This window comes from Chromobacterium sp. CV08, from assembly GCF_051129845.1.
Classification (GTDB): domain Bacteria; phylum Pseudomonadota; class Gammaproteobacteria; order Burkholderiales; family Chromobacteriaceae; genus Chromobacterium.
The window spans coordinates 3,945,161-3,962,982 of sequence record NZ_CP150453.1 but is presented as its reverse complement, the minus strand read 5'-3'; the positions used below and the strand labels follow the sequence as shown (position 1 = coordinate 3,962,982).

Annotated in this window: 15 protein-coding genes, 1 tRNA gene and 1 pseudogene; 7 read left to right on the top strand and 10 right to left on the bottom strand. The window is 59.8% G+C overall.

What is annotated here, in order from left to right:
* From WNM05_RS18015 to WNM05_RS17995, 5 genes are all read right to left on the bottom strand, one after another.
* Window positions 1–216 (bottom strand): tail protein X, encoded by a 216-nt coding sequence (locus WNM05_RS18015; RefSeq protein ID WP_434629420.1) that lies wholly within the window; start codon window positions 214–216, stop codon window positions 1–3.
* Window positions 216–695 (bottom strand): head completion/stabilization protein, encoded by a 480-nt coding sequence (locus tag WNM05_RS18010; protein WP_434629417.1) that lies wholly within the window; start codon window positions 693–695, stop codon window positions 216–218. Before WNM05_RS18010 ends, WNM05_RS18015 begins: the two co-directional genes overlap by 1 nt.
* Before the next feature lie 91 nt (window positions 696–786).
* A complete protein-coding gene (locus WNM05_RS18005) occupies window positions 787–1,461 on the bottom strand; it encodes a terminase endonuclease subunit (protein WP_434629414.1) in 675 nt (224 codons plus the stop codon).
* Window positions 1,458–2,486 carry a phage major capsid protein, P2 family gene (locus WNM05_RS18000; protein WP_434629411.1) on the bottom strand — a complete coding sequence of 343 codons (1,029 nt, stop codon included), beginning with the start codon at window positions 2,484–2,486 and terminating at the stop codon, window positions 1,458–1,460. Before WNM05_RS18000 ends, WNM05_RS18005 begins: the two co-directional genes overlap by 4 nt.
* 31 nt (window positions 2,487–2,517) lie before the next feature.
* Window positions 2,518–3,327, bottom strand: a complete 810-nt coding sequence (locus WNM05_RS17995) for a GPO family capsid scaffolding protein (RefSeq protein ID WP_434629408.1) — start codon at window positions 3,325–3,327, stop codon at window positions 2,518–2,520.
* A 148-nt stretch (window positions 3,328–3,475) separates the two neighbouring features.
* Here WNM05_RS17995 and WNM05_RS17990 point away from each other — a divergent pair, with 148 nt between their 5' ends.
* Both WNM05_RS17990 and WNM05_RS17985 read left to right on the top strand, forming a co-directional pair.
* Window positions 3,476–5,245, top strand: coding sequence for a terminase large subunit domain-containing protein (locus WNM05_RS17990; protein ID WP_434629405.1), 1,770 nt, complete (start codon window positions 3,476–3,478; stop codon window positions 5,243–5,245).
* Complete coding sequence (locus WNM05_RS17985) at window positions 5,245–6,309, top strand: phage portal protein (RefSeq protein WP_434629403.1); 1,065 nt, start codon at window positions 5,245–5,247, stop codon at window positions 6,307–6,309. Before WNM05_RS17990 ends, WNM05_RS17985 begins: the two co-directional genes overlap by 1 nt.
* A 59-nt stretch (window positions 6,310–6,368) precedes the next feature.
* On the opposite strand, the gene WNM05_RS17980 is transcribed toward WNM05_RS17985, so the two are convergent.
* The 4 genes and pseudogenes from WNM05_RS17980 to WNM05_RS17965 form a co-directional block, all read right to left on the bottom strand.
* Window positions 6,369–6,716 (bottom strand): hypothetical protein, encoded by a 348-nt coding sequence (locus WNM05_RS17980; protein WP_434629400.1) that lies wholly within the window; start codon window positions 6,714–6,716, stop codon window positions 6,369–6,371.
* Between the two features lie 919 nt (window positions 6,717–7,635).
* Window positions 7,636–8,598, bottom strand: a pseudogene (locus WNM05_RS17975) (IS5 family transposase).
* A 1,371-nt stretch (window positions 8,599–9,969) separates the two neighbouring features.
* Window positions 9,970–10,170 (bottom strand): hypothetical protein, encoded by a 201-nt coding sequence (locus tag WNM05_RS17970; protein WP_434635198.1) that lies wholly within the window; start codon window positions 10,168–10,170, stop codon window positions 9,970–9,972.
* A 140-nt stretch (window positions 10,171–10,310) separates the two neighbouring features.
* Entirely contained in the window at window positions 10,311–11,036 is a 726-nt protein-coding gene (locus WNM05_RS17965) for a substrate-binding periplasmic protein (protein ID WP_434635162.1), read from the bottom strand.
* Window positions 11,037–11,466: 430 nt separating this feature from the next.
* Here WNM05_RS17965 and WNM05_RS17960 point away from each other — a divergent pair, with 430 nt between their 5' ends.
* Both WNM05_RS17960 and ampC read left to right on the top strand, forming a co-directional pair.
* Window positions 11,467–12,327: an N-acetylmuramoyl-L-alanine amidase gene (locus tag WNM05_RS17960; protein ID WP_434629397.1), complete on the top strand. Its 861-nt coding sequence runs from the start codon at window positions 11,467–11,469 to the stop codon at window positions 12,325–12,327.
* A 175-nt stretch (window positions 12,328–12,502) separates the two neighbouring features.
* The gene (gene ampC / locus WNM05_RS17955) at window positions 12,503–13,699 is read left to right on the top strand and encodes a class C beta-lactamase (RefSeq protein ID WP_434629394.1); all 1,197 of its coding nucleotides are present in this window, start codon (window positions 12,503–12,505) and stop codon (window positions 13,697–13,699) included.
* 71 nt (window positions 13,700–13,770) lie between these two features.
* Here the strand turns inward: ampC and WNM05_RS17950 are convergent, their stop codons facing one another.
* Window positions 13,771–14,124, bottom strand: a complete 354-nt coding sequence (locus WNM05_RS17950; protein WP_434629391.1) for a hypothetical protein — start codon at window positions 14,122–14,124, stop codon at window positions 13,771–13,773.
* A 912-nt stretch (window positions 14,125–15,036) separates the two neighbouring features.
* Here WNM05_RS17950 and WNM05_RS17945 point away from each other — a divergent pair.
* From WNM05_RS17945 to htpG, 3 genes are all read left to right on the top strand, one after another.
* Window positions 15,037–15,121, top strand: a tRNA-Leu gene (locus tag WNM05_RS17945).
* Window positions 15,122–15,303: 182 nt separating this feature from the next.
* The gene (locus WNM05_RS17940) at window positions 15,304–15,732 is read left to right on the top strand and encodes a ProQ/FINO family protein (RefSeq protein ID WP_434629388.1); all 429 of its coding nucleotides are present in this window, start codon (window positions 15,304–15,306) and stop codon (window positions 15,730–15,732) included.
* A gap of 118 nt (window positions 15,733–15,850) precedes the next feature.
* Window positions 15,851–17,746, top strand: coding sequence for a molecular chaperone HtpG (gene htpG, locus WNM05_RS17935; RefSeq protein WP_434629385.1), 1,896 nt, complete (start codon window positions 15,851–15,853; stop codon window positions 17,744–17,746).
* The last annotated feature ends 76 nt before the right edge of the window (window positions 17,747–17,822 follow it).

Sequence of the window (17,822 nt, the reverse complement as noted above, 5' to 3'; positions counted from 1 at the left end):
TTAGTCCCATAGATTGAGGAGGGTTTTCGTTGCAGCCGGCGCCGCGGCGGGCAGGTCCGGCAACTGAACCAGCGTGCCGCTGGGCAGGACGACGCCCAGGTCGGCCAGGCCGGGATTGTGTTGCAGCAGCCGCTCCACCATGCCGCGGGTTTGGCCGTAGACTCGCCAAGCGATGGCGTCCACGGTGTCGCCCTGAATGGCGCGAACGGCTCGCATCAGATCAGCTCCACCGTCGCGCGGCCGCCGCCCAGAATGGCGCGGATGGCGGCGCGAGCATCGGCGCGCAGCTGGTCGGCGGTGTCGTCCAGTTCCTCGGCGCGCTGGCGGCCGGCGCCGGCGGTATCGAATGAGCGATAGCGCTCGGCCAGATCCGCCGCGGCGGTGGCGTAGACCGCGCGCCGCCAGCGCTGCACCAGCACCGATTCGCCGTCGATCTGCTCGGCGTCGAGGTCGGCCAGCGCCAGCGCGCCGCCGGCGATCTTGACCACGCGCCAGCCTGCCAGCTCGCCGTTGACGGCTGCGATGGCCTCGATCAGCGCGCCGCGCAGGCGGGCGGCGGTGACGGTGCCGTCGTAGCGCATGGCGGCGCGGAAGTGGGCGGGCTCGACGTCCGGCCAGAATCTTGGCGTCTCAATGACCTGGCCATCGTCCAGCGCCGGTGCGCTGGTGGTGGATGCGTTGGTGTTGATGATCATGGCGGTGTCCTTGGTGACGGTGGAGGGGGCTTCGGCCGTTGGCGATTGCCTGGCGTCCACCCCCTGCCGTCAGTCGCGCGGGGTCGCTCGGTTACGCCTGACCGCCGGCGGGCGGCGGGGCGCTGTTCTTCAAGTGGCGCTCTATGCGCTCGATGTCCTTTTTGACGCCGACGGCGCCGTGCAGCTGCTGGGCGCGGCGCAGATGTTCCAGCGCAGCGACCGGGGCAGCCTCCACCATGGCGAGGCCAGCTTCCTTGAGCAACTTGGCGCGCACTTGATCCGGCATGTCGTGCGCTGCGGTCAGTTCGGCGGTGTAGCTCAGCACCTTGACGTCGAATGGCCGCTTGCCGTCGCGGGCGCGCTTGGCGGCGTCTGCGATTTCTTCGGCGACGACTGTGGCGGTGGTGCGGCTGAACTGGTCCGGCAGCGGCAGGCCGTGGGCCAGCGCGTATTCGGCGATGTCCAGCGCGCCGCTGTAGTCGCCGGCGTCGATGCGCCAGGTCATGACCGTCATCAGCACGTCGTCGGGCTGGCCCTTACCACCCTCAAGCGCGCCTTCCACCCAAGGGGCGTAATCGGGCAGAACATGGCGCTTGACCTCGGCCTTGCCTTCCATGGACTGGACTTGCTTCAGACGCCGCTTGTCCTCGGCCAGCTTGACCAACATCAGCTCGTAGGCTGTGCAGTTGATGGGGCCGTGCTCCACGGCCAAGGCCGAAGCCTTGGTGGCGCTGACCCGCTGGAAGTGGGCGCGGGCGTGGCTCATTTCACCAGCTCGATGTTTTCCACCAGGCAGCCGGCCTGGTAGCGCTCCACCACGTAGGCCTCGTTGTTGCTCTCGTAGTTGGCGATTTGGTTGAAATCCGGCTCTTCGCGCAGATGGCGGCGACGGCTGCCGTTCTGGTAGTAGATGGACAGGTTCGACAGCGGGGTGATCAGCATCGCGCCGGCCGGGAAGAACGGTGCGGTGACGGCTGACAGGCCGCCGACCCGCTTCTGGCTGATGACGACGTCGGCCGCCATTTGTTCGCTGGGCTTGCTGTCCTGATTGACGATGGGGAAGTACTTGTCATGCATCAGGTCGCGGCCGACGACAACCACCAAGTCAGGATTGCTAGCCATGGCCGGGTCAATCAGACCCGCTACGGCATCCATCACCAGCGCGTCGAGGTTGGCATAGTCGCCGCCCTTTTCTTTTGCCCCGATCATGACCTTGCCGGAACCCTTCTTCACTTCCGCCATCACGCGCTCCGGCGCATGTTCGCGGTATTGCTGCAGCCAGCCTTTGTTGACGTCCTGCAGCAGCGGATATTTCACACGGTCGGTCTGTTCCGCCACGCTGACGCCGTTGAAGCCGATCATCATGCGGTCCAGCGCCTGCTGCTTGACGACGACGTCGCGCAGCTTGGTCTGGAAGTCCGGGAATTTGGCCCAGGCGTCCAGCTGGACGTAGGGGATGGCGGTGTCGAACTCGGTGAATTCGCAGCGGTACTTATGGCTGTTGATATCCGTCAGATTGCGCGGGCGGCGCGGATTGGTCGGCGTGACCTTGGTGCGGCCGGCGACGGTGCCGAACACGCCGAGGCCCAATTTTTCACCCTCCAGATCATCGACTCCCTCGATGTTGATGCGCGACATGAATTCGCTCGACTCTTGAATGCGGGTTTCCAGCTTTTGCTGGATGGACGGTTGGACGCTGAATGATTTTTCGACGGCGGCGGCGCTGACGCCGTTCAGCTTGGCGATCTGTTCGATCAGTTGGGTGAACACGTCGCGGGTATTGGTTTTCATGCGGTATGGCTCCGGTAAGGGTTAGGGCTGATCAGCAGTCGGTGACGTGCTCGGCGGCGGCGCCGGTGGCGGGCGCGCGGGCCGGGCTGGCAGGCTCATTGCTCAGCTTGGCCACCAGGTCGGCATGGTCGGTTTTGAGCTGGCCGAACTTCTCTTCCAGCGCCTTGAAATCGGCGATGGTCGTCAAACCGCTGAATTGCTCCAGCAGCTCGCCCTGGCTCTCAGCGATGGTTCGCACGGCGGCGGACAGCTCGGCGGCGTCGGCGCTCTGGCGGGTGGAGAACTTACCCAGCAAGCCCTTGATCTTGTCGCTGAAGCCGGCCAGCGCGCTGGCGCTGTCGTCTTCCAGCTCCAGGGTGAATTCGATGGCGGCGGTGAACAGGTTTTCCGGCTTTTCCTTGCGTGCAACCAGCGGGCTGGCCTTGGCCTTGGCGCTGAATTCCAGCATCTCGCAGCCCAGGCTGGCGGGATCGTCGGTGATAGCCAGACCGACCAGATAGGCTTCGCCGGTATCGGAAAAATTCGGGTCCACTTCAATGGACGTGTAGACCTTCTGGCGGGCCTTGTTCAGCGCGAGCAAGTCGTCAGTGGGGTCGATGGTGGCGAACAGCGCCAGCTTGCCGTCTTCCACTTTTTCCGCGCTCAGCGCCAGTACATCGCCATAGCGTTTGAACGGGCCATCCGGCAGCAAACCCTTGAAGTGCTCCAGATTGACGCGGGCGCCGTATTTTTTCGGGTTGTAGTTGGCGGCCATCTGCTCAATCCAGCTGCGCTCGATGTTGCGGCCGTCGGTGGTGGCGCCTTCGGTGGCGACTCGGAATTTCTTTGCCTTGCTTGCCATGGTTTGCGGTCCTTGGTCGGGTATGGGTCGTGGCGATGCGCCCATAATCCCGGCCGCGCCGGGCGGGGTCGAGCAGTGGCTGTTGTGTGACGATTGGACACAACCGGCAGGCGGAGAAGTACACCGGACAAGGCGGCAGACTGCCGGCATGGATACCAAACTCCCCACCCCCGACCCTAATGCGGACCCTCGCCGCTTGGCGCGCGCGCTGTACTGGCAGGGCTGGCGCGTTTCGCGCATTGCAGAACACCTGCACGAGAAGCCGGCCACGGTGCATAGCTGGAAGCGCCGCGATAAATGGGATGACGCGAGCGCGCCGGAGCGCATCGACTGCGCGCTGGAAACCCGCCTCACTCAGCTGATCCACATGCCGCAGAAGGGCAACAGCGAATACAAGGAGCTGGACGCTCTGATGCGCGCCGCGGAACGCGCGGAACGGATGCGGCGCTATCGCAATGGTGGCAATGAGTCGGACCTCAATCCGAAGGTGGCGAACCGCAACGCGGCGCCGAAGCGCCAGCCGGTCAAGAACGCGATCAGCGAGGAGCAGGCCGCCCAGCTGAAGGCCGCCTTTCTGGAGCGGATGTTCGGCTATCAGAAGCATTGGCACCGCGCCGGCCAAGCGGAGCGGGACCGCGTCATTCTGAAGTCGCGTCAGATCGGCGCGACTTACTACTTTGCCCACGAGGCGCTGATCGACGCCATCGACACCGGACGCAATCAGATTTTCCTGTCTGCCTCGAAAAGCCAGGCGCTGATTTTCCGCAACTACATCGTGAAGTTCGCCGCCCAGGTGGCGGACGTGGAGCTGAAGGGCGAGACGATCATCTTGCCCAACGGCGCGGAACTGGCATTCCTGGGGACCAACTCGCGCACCGCGCAGGGCTATCACGGCAACCTGTATCTGGACGAGTTTTTCTGGATCCCGCGCTATCGCCAACTACGTGACTTGGCGGGCGCCATCGCCTCACAGGAACGATACCGCAGCACCTATTTTTCCACCCCATCGACCATGACCCACGAGGCGTACAAGTGGTGGACGGGGGACGAGTTCAACCAGGGCAGACCGAAGGCCGAACAGGTGCAGATCGATGTCAGCCACGGCGCATTGCGCGGCGGCTCGCGCGGCGGCGATGGCCTGTGGCGCCAGATCGTGACGATCGAGGATGCCCAGGCCAGCGGCTGCAACCTGTTCAACATCGAATACTTGCGCCGCAAGAACACGCCGGACGTTTTCGCCCAGCTCTACCTTTGCCAGTTCATCGACGATGGGGCGTCGGTGTTCAGCTTCAACTTGATGCAGCGGGCGATGGTGGACAGTCTTGAAGAGTGGGGCAGCGATTGGAAGCCCTTCACCTTGCGGCCGTTTGGCCATCGCCCGGTTTGGCTGGGTTATGACCCGGCCAAGAGCGGCGACAAGTCGGCGCTGGTGGTGCTGGCGCCGCCGGCCGTTCCTGGCGGCAAGTTCCGCATTCTGGAGCGCCACCAGTTCCAGGGCGCGGACTATGAGGCACAGGCCAAGTTCATCAAGGACACCTGCGACCGCTTCAATGTGGCGTACATCGGAATCGACTCGACCGGCCTTGGTTCTGCTGTATATCAACTGGTGCAGAAGTTCCGCCCGGATGCCGTGGCGTTCGATTACGACGTCGAACTGAAAACCAAGATGGTGCTGAAGGCGCTGAACGTGCTGGGCAATGGCCGGCTGGAGTACGACGCCGGCCATACCGATATCGCCGCCAGCTTCATGTCCATCAAGAAAGTCCTGACTCCGTCCGGCAGGCAGGCGACATACCAGGCCGGACGATCCGAAGAAACGAGCCACGCGGATCTCGCGTGGGCCACGATGCACGCCCTCTTCAACGAACCGCTTGAGGGCGCGTCAACCACCAATTCCAGTCTCATGGAGATTTTCTGATGCGCAACCGTCACCGCTTCCTTCCCCACACCCCGCCGCCACATCTTGGCACGCCTGCGCCCACCGGCGGCGGCTCGCCGCTGGCGTTTTCATTCGGCGAGCCGGTGCCGATGCTGGATCGGCGCGAGATCATGGACTATCTGCAGTGCATCGGGAATGAACGCTGGTACGAACCGCCGATCAGCTGGGATGGCCTGGCTCGCAGCTTGCGCGCCAACGTTCACCACGCCAGCGCGCTGACGGTGAAGCGCAATGTGCTGGTCAGCACCTTCAAGCCGCACCGGCTGCTGAGTCGGTCGGCGTTCAGCGCCTGGCTGATGGACTATCTGGTTTTCGGCAATGCCTATCTGCAGGCCGTGGCCAACCGGCTGGGCGGGGTGATGGAACTGAAGCCGGCGCGCGCCAAGTATGTGCGCCGGGCCAAAGACCTGGCCGGCTTCTGGTGGGTGCCGGGATACGATCAGGAACAGCTGCTGGCCGGCCAGGTGCTGCATTTGATGGATGCCGATATCAATCAGGAAGTGTATGGCTTGCCGGAATACTTGGCCGCGCTGCAATCGGCCTGGCTCAATGAGTCCGCCACGCTGTTTCGTAGAAAGTACTTCCGGAACGGCTCGCACGCCGGTTATATCCTGCATATTTCTGACCCTGCCCACAGCGAGAGAGATATCGACGCCATGCGCCAGGCGCTGAAGGACAGCAAGGGACCGGGCAACTTCAAAAACCTGCTCCTCTACACGCCGAACGGCAAGAAAGACGGGGTGCAGGTCATCCCGCTGGCCGAAGTTGCATCCAAGGACGAGTTTTTCAATATCAAGAACGTGACGCGCGACGACGTGCTGGCCGCGCATCGCGTCCCGCCCCAACTGCTCGGCGTGATGCCCGGCAACGTCGGCGGATTTGGCGATGCGCCCAAGGCGGCCGGCGTGTTCTACGAAAACGAGATCAAGCCGCTGATGATGCGGCTGCAGGAGGTCAACGACTGGGCGCGCAAATCTCTGGGAATCAGCGAGGAGGTGATCCAGTTTGGCGAGTATGCGCTGGCCGCCACGGCCGCGGCCTGACCCTGGCGCCAGTGGATGGAACAAGCCCCGCAGATGCGGGGCTTTTGCTTTGACTGCCATCAGCGGAACGAAATCCCGCCCGGCCTGCCGGCGGCCGCCTCATTTAGCGCCACCCGCAGAACGGTATCGAAAAACGGGATATCCCGGAGGCGCGTCGATTGGGACACACCGATATTGTGTAGACGGTCCAGCGCGTACTCCAATTCCTGCAGCACATGCAGCCGGCTCCGCAGGTTCTGTTCAAAATGTGGATCACCAGGGAACAGGTCAGACATCTGGCTGATTGTGACATTGCGGAATTCGTGGACGATCATCTTCGCGTCGATCAGCCGCGGCTGCCCGCTTTTCAGATCCTGTAGCGCGAAGTCCACGCGCTCGGACAGCTGCTGGATTGAGCACTTTCCCATGGCCATTCTCTTGAATTTGTACTAATTCAAATTAGACCACGACCAGATGAATATCAAAACTAGCCAGTACAATCCAACCTACATGAAATCCACGGCCGAGGCCTGGTCAGCACCCAGCGCGCGCCATCGAAGCCCCGCCTCGCCCCCGCGCTTCTTGTGCCGGAAATCATGCACCTGCACGAAGGCCACGCAAACGCCCCAGGCGCGGCGCTCTTACCCGCGTGAGGGTCGCCGCGTCTCATGCGCTTTCATGCGCCCTATGCATGCAGCAGCGCCCGCGCCGGACTGTCTCAGATACGGGACACATTTACCCAGGGTGGTTTTGTTGAGTGGCTTTTGTTTTAATTAATTGATTTTTAACAATGCGTAACTGATTGCAAATCCGTCTACGCCGGTTCGATTCCGACCCCCGCCTCCAGATAAAACCCCGTAAATCCAAAGATTTACGGGGTTTTTCTTTTGCTTAAGCACCGTTTTAGCATATCCGCGGTCGTATCTTTTCCCGCCGTTTTCCGCCGTAAACCACTCGGAAAAAGCAGAAAACCACGCGTAGACTATAGTTTTGCCCTCTGCGCGAGTTTCATCATGTCCACAAAACGACGGCGCCCAAGCGGGTCTTGGGAATTCATTGTCCGCCGAAAGGGAGTGCTCCCGCGCCCAGTTTCTCTCACATTCGAGCGGGCGGAGGAAGGGGATAATTATTGTGCCAGGCTGGAGGCACTGCTGGACCGTGGCATCGTGCCGCCTGAACTACTCAACGAAAAACCGGATATTGCCACCATTGCGGATGCGATTCGCGAATATCTTGTAAGCTTTTCGGTGGCCGAGTCGGATAAACCAGTACTGGCCACCTTGGCTGGAAAAAGGCGCTGTTGCATAAATCCTGAACAGGGCGAGTTTCCCCTTTCCCCAAACCGATTTACGCCACCGCCACCGTGCATGGACGGCTCAGCATGCTGAAGCGGTTCAAGATAGCAGCACGCACTTGCAGCTCTGCCACTTGTCCCTCGAAGCGACGGGCCGTCACCCTTTCGCCCAGCCGTTTGAAGCCATGCATCTTGGTTTCCACCAAGCTGCGGCGATGATAGCCGCCCCAGCGTTTCCAGATTGCCCTGCCTAGTCGCTTGGTCGCCCGCAGAATCTCGTTGCGAGCCAGCAAACCCAGCGAACTTACTTTCCTCGATCTCGCATTCTTGCGGGTCGGAATGTATCCGCTTGCGCCTCGTGCGGCAATCGCCTCATGGCATGCCTTGGTATCGAAAGCCCCATCGTCGCTCACGCAGCTTATCAGCCCATCAGCCGGAATTTGCGTCAATAGCGAAGGCGACATTTGCTCATCGCCCTGGCGGTTATCTGTCCCCTTGATGGTGCGGATCTGCAGGGTTTCCGCATCGATGCCCAGATGCACTTTTTGCCATTGTCGGCGATATTCCGCGCCATACTTCTTGGTTATCACTGAGCGAATTAAAGATTCGCACGTAGCCCACTCGCCTTCGCCCAGCATCTTGATGGCTGTGTTATCCACCAGCAGATGCAGCGCGCCTGAACTTTTCTGATAGGGAATTTTGACCTGCAGCGTCTGCTGCCGTCTGGACAGCGCGCTGTAGTCGGGGACGCCCCAGCCCAAACCGGCCAGCTTGAGCAGACTTTGGATGAAGCCGATGGTCTGCCGCAAAGGCAGTCCAAACAGGTTCTTGATAGTCAAACAGAACTGAATAGCCACATCGCTATAGGTCTGCGTCCGTCCGCGTTTGCCCCGAGGAACTGCCTGCCATGACATGCTCTTGTCCAGCCAGACGGACAGAGACCCGCGTTGGGTCAGGGCTTGGTTGTAGGCTTTCCAGTTGGTAGTGCGCTAACGTTTCGGAGCGGGCTTGGTAATGCCTATGTCATACTAAGCTGTGGTGGAGAAGGATTTGTGCAACAGCGCCGGTGAATGCACACAACGCTTTACATTATAGGAAAGTAAAAGCTTAATTAATTAACAGAAATTAACACTTGTAGTTGGTGCATGTGGAATGTCTCTTAATTGTCATATTTTGTCATCATCGGAGAACAATCCATGCACACATCATGCCGGCAGGAATGTGTGTCAATCATCCTGCCTTTGTTATATTCGCGTTAAATTTTAATAATGAGAATATGTGATGGATATCAGTGCGAATATGATGCGCGGCATACTAGCTGCAGCCGCTCAAAACCAATCTACGCCTCCGAAGCCAGCCCCACAACCCACTCCCGCTGTTGCAGTCAATATATCACCTGCTGCGTTGGCTGCCCTTAGTGGGTATCCTGCTTCGCAAATTAATCATCCAGGTATATTGAATACACCTGGGCTAAGTGGGTATCCTCAGGTTGGCCATGTTCCTGGCGCACCTCACCTCGAATATAGTGGTGATAATGGAAATTGTACCAACGTGATAATTTCAGCGCTTGGGGCTCTTCCTGCATTAGTGAAAAATCCATCTGTTACAGGTGCAGTGGCTTGGAAAAGTACAGCTGTACCCAGCATAATTGGAAGCTGTATTAGTTTGGTGCCTGATAACCATGGTGGCGATGGCCATAGTGTCAGCCATTCCCAAAACCACGCATCGGTTTCATGCAGTGCGCCGCATGATCCCAATGGCCCAGCTGGTGGAATGGGACCGTGCGGGGGCGATGGTGGCGGAAGTGAAGGCGGCGGAGGAGAGGGAGGTGGCGAGGGTTGATTTAGTTTTATCTTTTTGATAGAAAATTCAATATCCCTTGTCAGTGATTTAATTGACAAGGGCCACAGGCAGGGCTCAATGAATAAATTCTTTGTGAATATTCAGTATTTTTTCCAGGCGTTTGGTGCTTTTTCTATTGCAATGGCATTCAAGCATCATGATCAATTTATGTTAAATTTTATGTATGGTTTCTTGTCATTGACAATAGTGGCTACCTTTTTCCAGGCAGTGATGCCCAAGAAGTAATTTAAGACAGATAATCTATGCGGGTGTTGTGTGGTGCGTACTCACAACCGTGGAGAAGATCAAGATGCCAGCGCCTAATGGCGCCGGCTCAAACCAGTGAGTTGTGAACGGAATACGAATGGTTTTAATTCTGGCATTACTGGATTATACCAAGCGCTAGGGGGCCATTATCGAATAGGATGCAATCAAAATAGCTGCAGCGATTTTACGGTAACCAGCTTTTTGAGCGAATATTACCAATGCTGGAGAGAGGATTATTATTAGAATTATGATGCCGGTTTTCATTTGATTTGATCCGGCTATTGCGCGACCATGTCGGCGCACAACAGCATGCCTACGGTTCCTCCAAGACCCATTCCAAAGCTCGCACCCCCTAGAGTGACAATGCCAAAAGCATAGAATCCAGCCCATCCGCCAAGGGCGTCACCGACGGTGGTACCGGATTCCGCCTGGCGCAATGCGAAGGCGATCTGTTCTTCGGTGAACTTCGATTTTTTCATGACAAATCTCCTGCCCGGATGGGCTTAAATTTGCCAGAAATCTCTACTTTTCGCCGCTACGTTTTTGCGGGAGGAGGTCAATTGAAGTTGAATCCTGCCCATGTCTTGGAGCGGGCATGATCCGGATGTCAATTAAATGACTAAGGCTTGACTGCTGGGCTGAGTTTCCATTTTTTCAGGATTTCTGCCGTTTTCCCTGACTTGTTCAGGATGTGAAGCGCATTGAAAAAATGATTGGCATTCGCCTCGGATACGACTTTTCGGGATAAGCCGATACTGTAGTAGACTGCGCTATAATCCGCTATTGTTTTAATTCCATTAATGTGCTGAGCTTGACATAAGCTTTCACCGATATCTCGGTTCATGAATCCAAGCACTTCTTTTCCATAACGGCCCTCCGCCAGTTTTTTTAATAGGGTGAGATCGTCTTTTTCAACGATCATTTCAATGCCCTTTATATCTTTCAGCGCGTGTTCAAGCACGACTTGAGTATTGGATGGGCCATAGACCACAATGGTGTGCCCTGTTAAATCTTCCGGTTTTTGATAGTGAAAATTATTGCTGCTCAAGCCAAAGAACGAATAAGAGCTGACAATCAGCGGCTCTGACAAGTAGAACTGAGCGATACGCTCAGGGCTGACGGCCAGCGCAAACAAACCGTCGGCCTGTCCGTCCTGGGCCATCGCCAAGGCACGGCGCCATGGCATGGTCTGCACCGTGCATATGATGCCAAGTGATTTGCAGGCGGCCTGCAGGATATCAATCATGGGGCCAATAGCTTGCCCTTTCTCTTCCCAGTTGAGCGGAGGAGAAACTTTGGTGACAAAGTGAAGGGTTTCCGCCGGAACTGTATGGCAAAGCATCATGCTCAATAGTGCCCCATATCGCCAACGCACAGACATGCCTCCCGATTTTCGCAGTGCTTTCAGCCTAGCAGGCTCTGCGTTATGAAATGGCTAAAATTTGAATCCGACAAATCATCAGTCCGCTGAAGGACAATGCCATGGCGGTCGTTAAAAAATAATGCGCCACGCGAGGGGCGCTTCTTATTTCAAGCGAGTCGCCGACTCAGACCGGGTTTCGCTTATGCGGAAGCTCCGGATGCCGGTCTGTCATTTCCTGCGGCATCCTCGTCGTGCCGCTTCCGGTCTTGTCCGCATCTCGATGCGATGTCCTGCCGGGATTTCCGCGCGGAGCCGACGGTCTGACGGGATTGGACATATCGCATAGCGCGCCGGGTGGCGGAGGGGAAGGGAAGTGGTCAACCGAAGACAGTTTCTGCATCGGAGCGGGTTGATGGCCGCAGGCGGCGCGTTGCTTGCCGTTCCGGCGCTCGGGGCGCAGAACGAGTCGATGAGGCTCCGGATAGACGAGTCCCGTTCGTCGGCCAATCAGGATTCCCGCGTCCGCACCCTGGTGCTCCACTATACGGCGGTAGACTTCGCCGACTCGCTGACGCTGCTGACGGAGGGGCGATACCGGACCAGCGCGCATTACCTGGTGCCGGACGCCGCGACGCTGTCCGGCCGGCCGGCCGTTCTGCGGCTAGTGGCGGAGGAGCGCAGGGCCTGGCATGCCGGCGACAGTTATTGGCGGGGCCAGTGCTCCCTGAATGGCGGCTCGATAGGCGTGGAGATCGTCAATCGCGGCTATCCGTCGCCGCAGCAGGATGACTGGCCGCCGATGCGGCGGGATTGGGAGGCGTTCGACGATGAGCAGATCGCGCTGGTCGGCAAGCTGGCGGCCGATATCGTCGTCCGCCACCAGATAGGGCCTTGCGATATCGTCGGGCATGCCGATATCGCGCCGGGCCGGAAAATGGATCCTGGGCCGAAGTTTCCTTGGGAGCGCTTGTACCGGGAGTTTGGCGTCGGCGCTTGGCCGGACGATGAGGACGTGCGACGTTTGCTGTCCTCGCAGCCGAAAGCGGCCGATGCGGCAAGCTGGCAGCGGCGCTTGGCCGCCTATGGCTACTTTGCCCCGCAAAGCGGGGAGTGGGATGCCAAGACGCGGGATGCGATCGTGGCCTTCCAGATGCATTTTCGTCCTTCCCGCTATGACGGTGAGCCCGATGAGGAGTCGTCCGCCATCCTCGATGCGCTGTTGCATAAGTATGCCGGCGCGGGGCAAGGGGATGGGGAGGCCGACCGCGCCTGATTCGGCGCCCTTTGGCGCTGTCGATTTTACAATGCGTTAACCGTTACGGATGTTACGTCTTGCCTGGTTTACCGGAATGGGAATGGTTTGTAATTTGACGGGACTTTTCCCAACCGGGCGCCCGCGCCGCGCCAATGGCCGCGGCCGCCGGGATGTCCAGCACAGGAGTTCTGCGATGACGAAAAACAGAAAACGACGGATGTGGGCCGGTCTGCTCGCTTGTCTTAGTCTTGTTCCGGCCGCGGCCTTGGCCGCTGATGCCGACGGCAAGGCCGAGCTCGACAAGGTGGTGCAGGCGACGATACCGCCGTTGATGAAGGCCAACGACATTCCGGGCATGGCGGTGGCGGTGCTGGCCGGCGGCCGTCCGCATTATTTCAATTACGGCGTCGCCTCCCGGGAGAGCGGACAAGCGGTGACCGAGGACACGCTGTTCGAGCTTGGCTCCATCAGCAAGACCTTCACCGGCATTCTGGGCGGCTATGCGCTGGCCCGGGGCAAGCTGTCGCTGTCTGATCCGGCCAGCCGTTACTGGCCTGAACTGAAGAGCAGCGCCTTCGACGGAATATCGTTGCTGCAACTGGCCACTTACAGCGCCGGTGGTCTGCCGCTGCAGTTTCCCGCGATCGCCGACAGCAATGGGAAGATATCGGCCTACTACCGCGGCTGGAAGCCGGCTTACGAGCCGGGCAGCCGTCGCCTGTATTCCAATCCCAGCATCGGCCTGTTCGGGCACCTGGCGGCGCGCAGCCTGGGCCAGCCGTTCGACGCGGCGATGGAGCGGACGCTGCTGCCCAAGCTGGGGCTGAGCGACACCTATGTCCATGTGCCGGCCGCGGCGCAGTCGCGCTACGCCTGGGGTTATTCCAAGGCCGGCAAGTCGGTTCGGGTGGGGCCGGGCGCACTGGATGCCGAAGCCTACGGCATCAAGTCCAGCGCGGCCGACATGCTGAAATACCTGGAGATCAATATGTCCGGCGGATCGGATCCGGCCTTGCGAAGCGCGATACAGGCCAGTCATGCCGCTTATTACCGCGTCGGCGACATGCGGCAGGGTCTGGGCTGGGAGGGCTATCGCTATCCGATCAGCCTGTCTAGGCTGCTGGCCGGCAATTCCGACGCGATGGCGTTCCAGCCGCAGTCGGTGCAGTGGCTGACGCCGCCGCGGCAGGCCGACGGGGAGGCCTTGCTGAACAAGACCGGTTCCACCGGCGGTTTCGGCGCCTATGTGCTGATGGTGCCGTCGCGCGGGATAGGCGTGGTGTTGCTGGCCAACCGCAATTACCCGAACGCCGCGCGTGTGGAGGCGGCTTACCGCATCCTGTCGGCGCTGGAGCGTAAGCCTGAAGCGACCCCGCCGCGACGCGAGTGAGCGGCGGGACGTTTTCGCTCCTGGCATCCGGCAGCAAAGTGGCTGCTGCGGCAAAAAGACTTTGAGCAGGCTCAGGCATCTTCGACCAGAAGCCGAAGGCCGTCCGGCCCCGGCTCGTCATGGGGCCGGATCTGGTAGCGGCCCGGCCTGCCGCAATCGGGGTCGGGTTCGACCTGGCAGTCCAGCACATTGCAGACATAGACCAGCACGGTGCTTTGCAGCGGCTGCAGTTCCTCGGCCAGGCGCAGCACGATGTAGGGCATATAGTCTTCGCCGGCCTGCGCCCTGGCTTGCAGTCCGGCCTTGAGCAATAGCCCGGCGGCGTGATCGGCGTGATGGATGATTTGCTGTCGTGAGTAGATGGCGTCCAGTTGGGCGCGGTATTGGTCGGCGGCTTTGCGGACCAGGTCGGCGTAGAGGCTCATCGTGCGGCTCCATGCGGTGCGTTGCTGTTTGCGCGGGTATTTTGGATGTAGCTGTTTGCCGGGACGGCCGACCTTGCCGGTCGGCCAGTTTCTGTCGGGTCCGGCAAGTGCGGAAGGCCAGGTGGGCGGGAGATTTGACGGAGTGTTGTATTATTGTTTGACAATGTTCGGCCTGTCTCCGCGTCGGTTTGGCTGCCGTCCGGGCAGCCCAGCGGGGAGGCCGGCAAAGCGCGCGCCTGGCCTATGGGGCGGGGCCGTCGAGCCACGCGGCGGGCGCGCCGAACGGCCGGTCGCCCGGCATGACGGTGTCGGCGGGCAAGCCGATGAGCGGAAATGACTTTCGGCAGACTCGGGCACGGGCTAAGACCCGCTAACAAAACCCCTGATCCTGCGTTGCGCCTCCTTGTCGTACCATTTGTACTGCCTGCGTCGGCGCGCCTTGGCTCAGGTACGCTGCGCGGTTTTGTTAGCGGCTCTTAATGGTTCCGGCCTGGCCATTTATCCGTTTGCCGGTTTGGGCGAGGCCATCAAATCATTTTCTGATCAAGCTATCGTTTTTTTATCGATAAGACATGATTGTCTGACCAGATATCAGATCAGCCGATTTATTTATCCGATATGGTTATATTATTTCCTCGTAATAATGTGATGAGGCCTTGCCGATGGCGATCGCAAGGACGCGATCAGACGGTCCGGATTGACAGTCATTTTCTTTGTGGTTAAAGTGCAGCACTTTCCGGTCTCAGGCATTGCTTTAAAATCAACTATTTGTCTGACCGCCCTCGACGCCGTCGCGCAGCCGCGGCCTGTTCGGGGCAGGACGGCCGGAACGGGTCGGCGGTGCGTCGTACCGGATATTTGAAATGAATTGTCAGCGGCGGCGCCTATGGGCTACAATCGCCCGCTCTGTTGGCCCCGGTGGTGAAATTGGTAGACACAAGGGACTTAAAATCCCTCGGCTTCGGCTGTGCCGGTTCGATTCCGGCCCGGGGCACCATTCCAAGCATTGGCACGTAATGTTTTTGCGGGCCTCCATGCGGATGGCGTCACCAAACCTGCTGTATTAAAATGACATTCAAGCAACATTGAGTTGTCTGACTGGACGAGTGGCCGGTTGCACCACGCCCCTTGATTGGGCAGCATTCGCTGTCTTTGCCTTGACGGATTAGATAGAAGTTCATGAAGCCAAATACTGAAACGGCACTCGGTGCTGCTCTCAAGTCTGCTGTTCAAAGCCTGTCCAAGAAAAAGCAGACCGAGATGATCGCGGATCATATCTACAGCAAGTTCGACGTGTTTCGTCAGTTCCGGCCGTTGGCCCTTGGCATTCACGAGAGTCTGATCTCCGCGCTGTCCCAGTTCGAGCCGGCGCTGATCTCCCGCGTCGTGGCCAATCATTGCCGCAAGCCGCGCTATCTGAAGTCGCTGGCGCGCGGCGGCAAGCGCTTCGATCTGAACGGCAAGCCGCAGGGCGAAGTCAGCGCCGAAGAGAAGCGCGCCGCCGAACTGCAGATGCAACCGAAGAACGCCCCGCTTGAAGAGCCGGCCGCCGTCGAGGCGCCGGTCGAGGCCGTCTCGGCGCCGGAAGCGGGCCAGGCTGAGTCCTGAGCGGTCCCGCGCCGAAAAAGCCCTGCCCGATGGCAGGGCTTTTTGCATTTTCGGCACTTGAAAAGCCGATAAGGGACTCCATCTTGGCGCTATTGCCAACCTCTTTTCATTGCCGACCATGAGTGCACAGAAAGAAACCCTGGGTTTTCAGACAGAAGTGAAACAGCTGCTCAAGCTGATGATCCATTCCTTGTACTCCAACAAGGAAATCTTCCTGCGTGAATTGATCTCCAACGCGTCCGACGCCGCCGACAAGCTGCGTTTCGAAGGCCTGGCCAAGCCGGAGCTGTTCGAGGACGACGCGGAGTTGAGGATTCGCATCGGCTTCGACAGCGACGCCCGCACCATCACCATCGCCGACAACGGCATCGGCATGAGCCGCGACGAAGTGGTGTCCCATATCGGCACCATCGCCAAGTCCGGCACCAAGACCTTCTTCGAGCAGCTGTCCGGCGACGAGAAGAAGGACGCCCACCTGATCGGCCAGTTCGGCGTCGGTTTCTACTCCGCCTTCATCGTCGCTGACAAGGTCACGCTGACCACGCGCCGTGCCGGCGAGACCGAGGCCACCCGCTGGGAATCCCGCGGAGAGGGCGAATACACGCTGGAGAGCGTGGAAAAGGCCGGCCGCGGCACCGAGATCGTGCTGCACCTGAAGGACGGCGAAGACGAGCTGTTGAACGACTGGAAGCTGAAGGGCATCGTCCGCAAGTATTCCGACCACATCTCGATTCCGATCGAGATGAAGAAGGGCAACAGCTACGGCGAGAACGGCGAAGTGATCGTCAGCGACGAGATGGAGGCGGTCAACTCCGCGTCCGCGCTGTGGACCCGCTCGAAGAGCGATATCAGCGACGAGCAGTACAAGGAATTCTACAAGCACGTCGCCCACGACTTCACCGACCCGCTGGCCTGGAGCCATGCCCGCGTCGAGGGCCGCCAGGAGTACACCGAGCTGCTGTACATCCCGTCGCGGGCGCCGTTCGATCTGTACGACCGCGAGCGCAAGCAGGGAGTCAAGCTGTATGTGCGCCGCGTCTTCATCATGGAAGACACCGAGAAGCTGATGCCGCACTACCTGCGCTTCGTCCGCGGCGTCATCGACAGCAACGACCTGCCGCTGAACGTGTCGCGCGAAATCCTGCAGGAGAGCAAGGACATCGACGCCATCCGCGCCGGTTGCGTCAAGAAGGTGCTGGGCCTGCTGGAAGACTTGTCGTCGAATCAGCCTGAGAAGTACGCCGAATTCTGGACGGCCTTCGGCCAGGTGCTGAAGGAAGGCGTGGGAGAGGACTTCGCCAACAAGGAGCGCATCGCCAAGCTGCTGCGCTTCACCTCCACCGCGTCGGAAGGCGCCGAGCCGACGGTGACGCTGGCCGACTACGTCGGTCGGATGAAGGAAGGCCAGGACAAGATCTACTACATCACCGCCGACACGCTGGCCGCCGCCAAGAACAGTCCGCACCTGGAGGTGTTCAAGAAGAAGGGCGTCGAGGTGCTGCTGCTGACCGACCGGGTCGACGAGTGGGTCACCGGCTCGCTGTTCGAATTCGACGGCAAGGCGCTGCAGTCGGTCGCCAAGGGCGCGCTGGATCTGGGCGCGCTGGAGGATGAGGCCGACAAGGAAGCGCAGAAGCAGGTCGAGGAGGCGTCCAAGCCGGTGGTCGAGAAAGTGCAGAAAGCGCTGGGCGAGCAGGTGAAGGAAGTGCGCGCCACCGCGCGCCTGACCGAGAGCCCGGCCTGCCTGGTGGCCGGCGAGCACGATATGAGCGCCCATCTGGAGCGGATGCTGAAGGCCGCCGGCCAGAATGTCGAAGGCAGCAAGCCGACGCTGGAAATCAACCCGGAGCACGTGCTGGTGAAAAAGCTGGCCGATGAAACCGACGAAATCCGCGCCGCCGATCTGGCCCAGGTGCTGTACGATCAGGCGCTGCTGGCCGAAGGCGGCAAGCTGGAAGACCCGGCCTCCTTCGTCAAGCGCATCAACAAGCTGATGCTGGAGCTGTCGGCCTGAATCCGTCCGTGCTGATGACGGAAATGAACCGCCCTTTCGCAGGGCGGTTTTTTATTGTCTTCGTCATAAAATGAAA

Bases quoted from the DNA above. Each gene is read 5' to 3' on its own strand.
- WNM05_RS18015 (WP_434629420.1), bottom strand. From the start codon at position 216: ATGCGAGCCGTTCGCGCCATTCAGGGCGACACCGTGGACGCCATCGCT.
- WNM05_RS18010 (WP_434629417.1), bottom strand. From the start codon at position 695: ATGATCATCAACACCAACGCATCCACCACCAGCGCACCGGCGCTGGAC.
- WNM05_RS18005 (WP_434629414.1), bottom strand. From the start codon at position 1,461: ATGAGCCACGCCCGCGCCCACTTCCAGCGGGTCAGCGCCACCAAGGCT.
- WNM05_RS18000 (WP_434629411.1), bottom strand. From the start codon at position 2,486: ATGAAAACCAATACCCGCGACGTGTTCACCCAACTGATCGAACAGATC.
- WNM05_RS17995 (WP_434629408.1), bottom strand. From the start codon at position 3,327: ATGGCAAGCAAGGCAAAGAAATTCCGAGTCGCCACCGAAGGCGCCACC.
- WNM05_RS17990 (WP_434629405.1), top strand. From the start codon at position 3,476: ATGGATACCAAACTCCCCACCCCCGACCCTAATGCGGACCCTCGCCGC.
- WNM05_RS17985 (WP_434629403.1), top strand. From the start codon at position 5,245: ATGCGCAACCGTCACCGCTTCCTTCCCCACACCCCGCCGCCACATCTT.
- WNM05_RS17980 (WP_434629400.1), bottom strand. From the start codon at position 6,716: ATGGGAAAGTGCTCAATCCAGCAGCTGTCCGAGCGCGTGGACTTCGCG.
- WNM05_RS17970 (WP_434635198.1), bottom strand. From the start codon at position 10,170: ATGAAAAAATCGAAGTTCACCGAAGAACAGATCGCCTTCGCATTGCGC.
- WNM05_RS17965 (WP_434635162.1), bottom strand. From the start codon at position 11,036: ATGATGCTTTGCCATACAGTTCCGGCGGAAACCCTTCACTTTGTCACC.
- WNM05_RS17960 (WP_434629397.1), top strand. From the start codon at position 11,467: ATGGCCGCAGGCGGCGCGTTGCTTGCCGTTCCGGCGCTCGGGGCGCAG.
- ampC (WP_434629394.1), top strand. From the start codon at position 12,503: ATGACGAAAAACAGAAAACGACGGATGTGGGCCGGTCTGCTCGCTTGT.
- WNM05_RS17950 (WP_434629391.1), bottom strand. From the start codon at position 14,124: ATGAGCCTCTACGCCGACCTGGTCCGCAAAGCCGCCGACCAATACCGC.
- WNM05_RS17940 (WP_434629388.1), top strand. From the start codon at position 15,304: ATGAAGCCAAATACTGAAACGGCACTCGGTGCTGCTCTCAAGTCTGCT.
- htpG (WP_434629385.1), top strand. From the start codon at position 15,851: ATGAGTGCACAGAAAGAAACCCTGGGTTTTCAGACAGAAGTGAAACAG.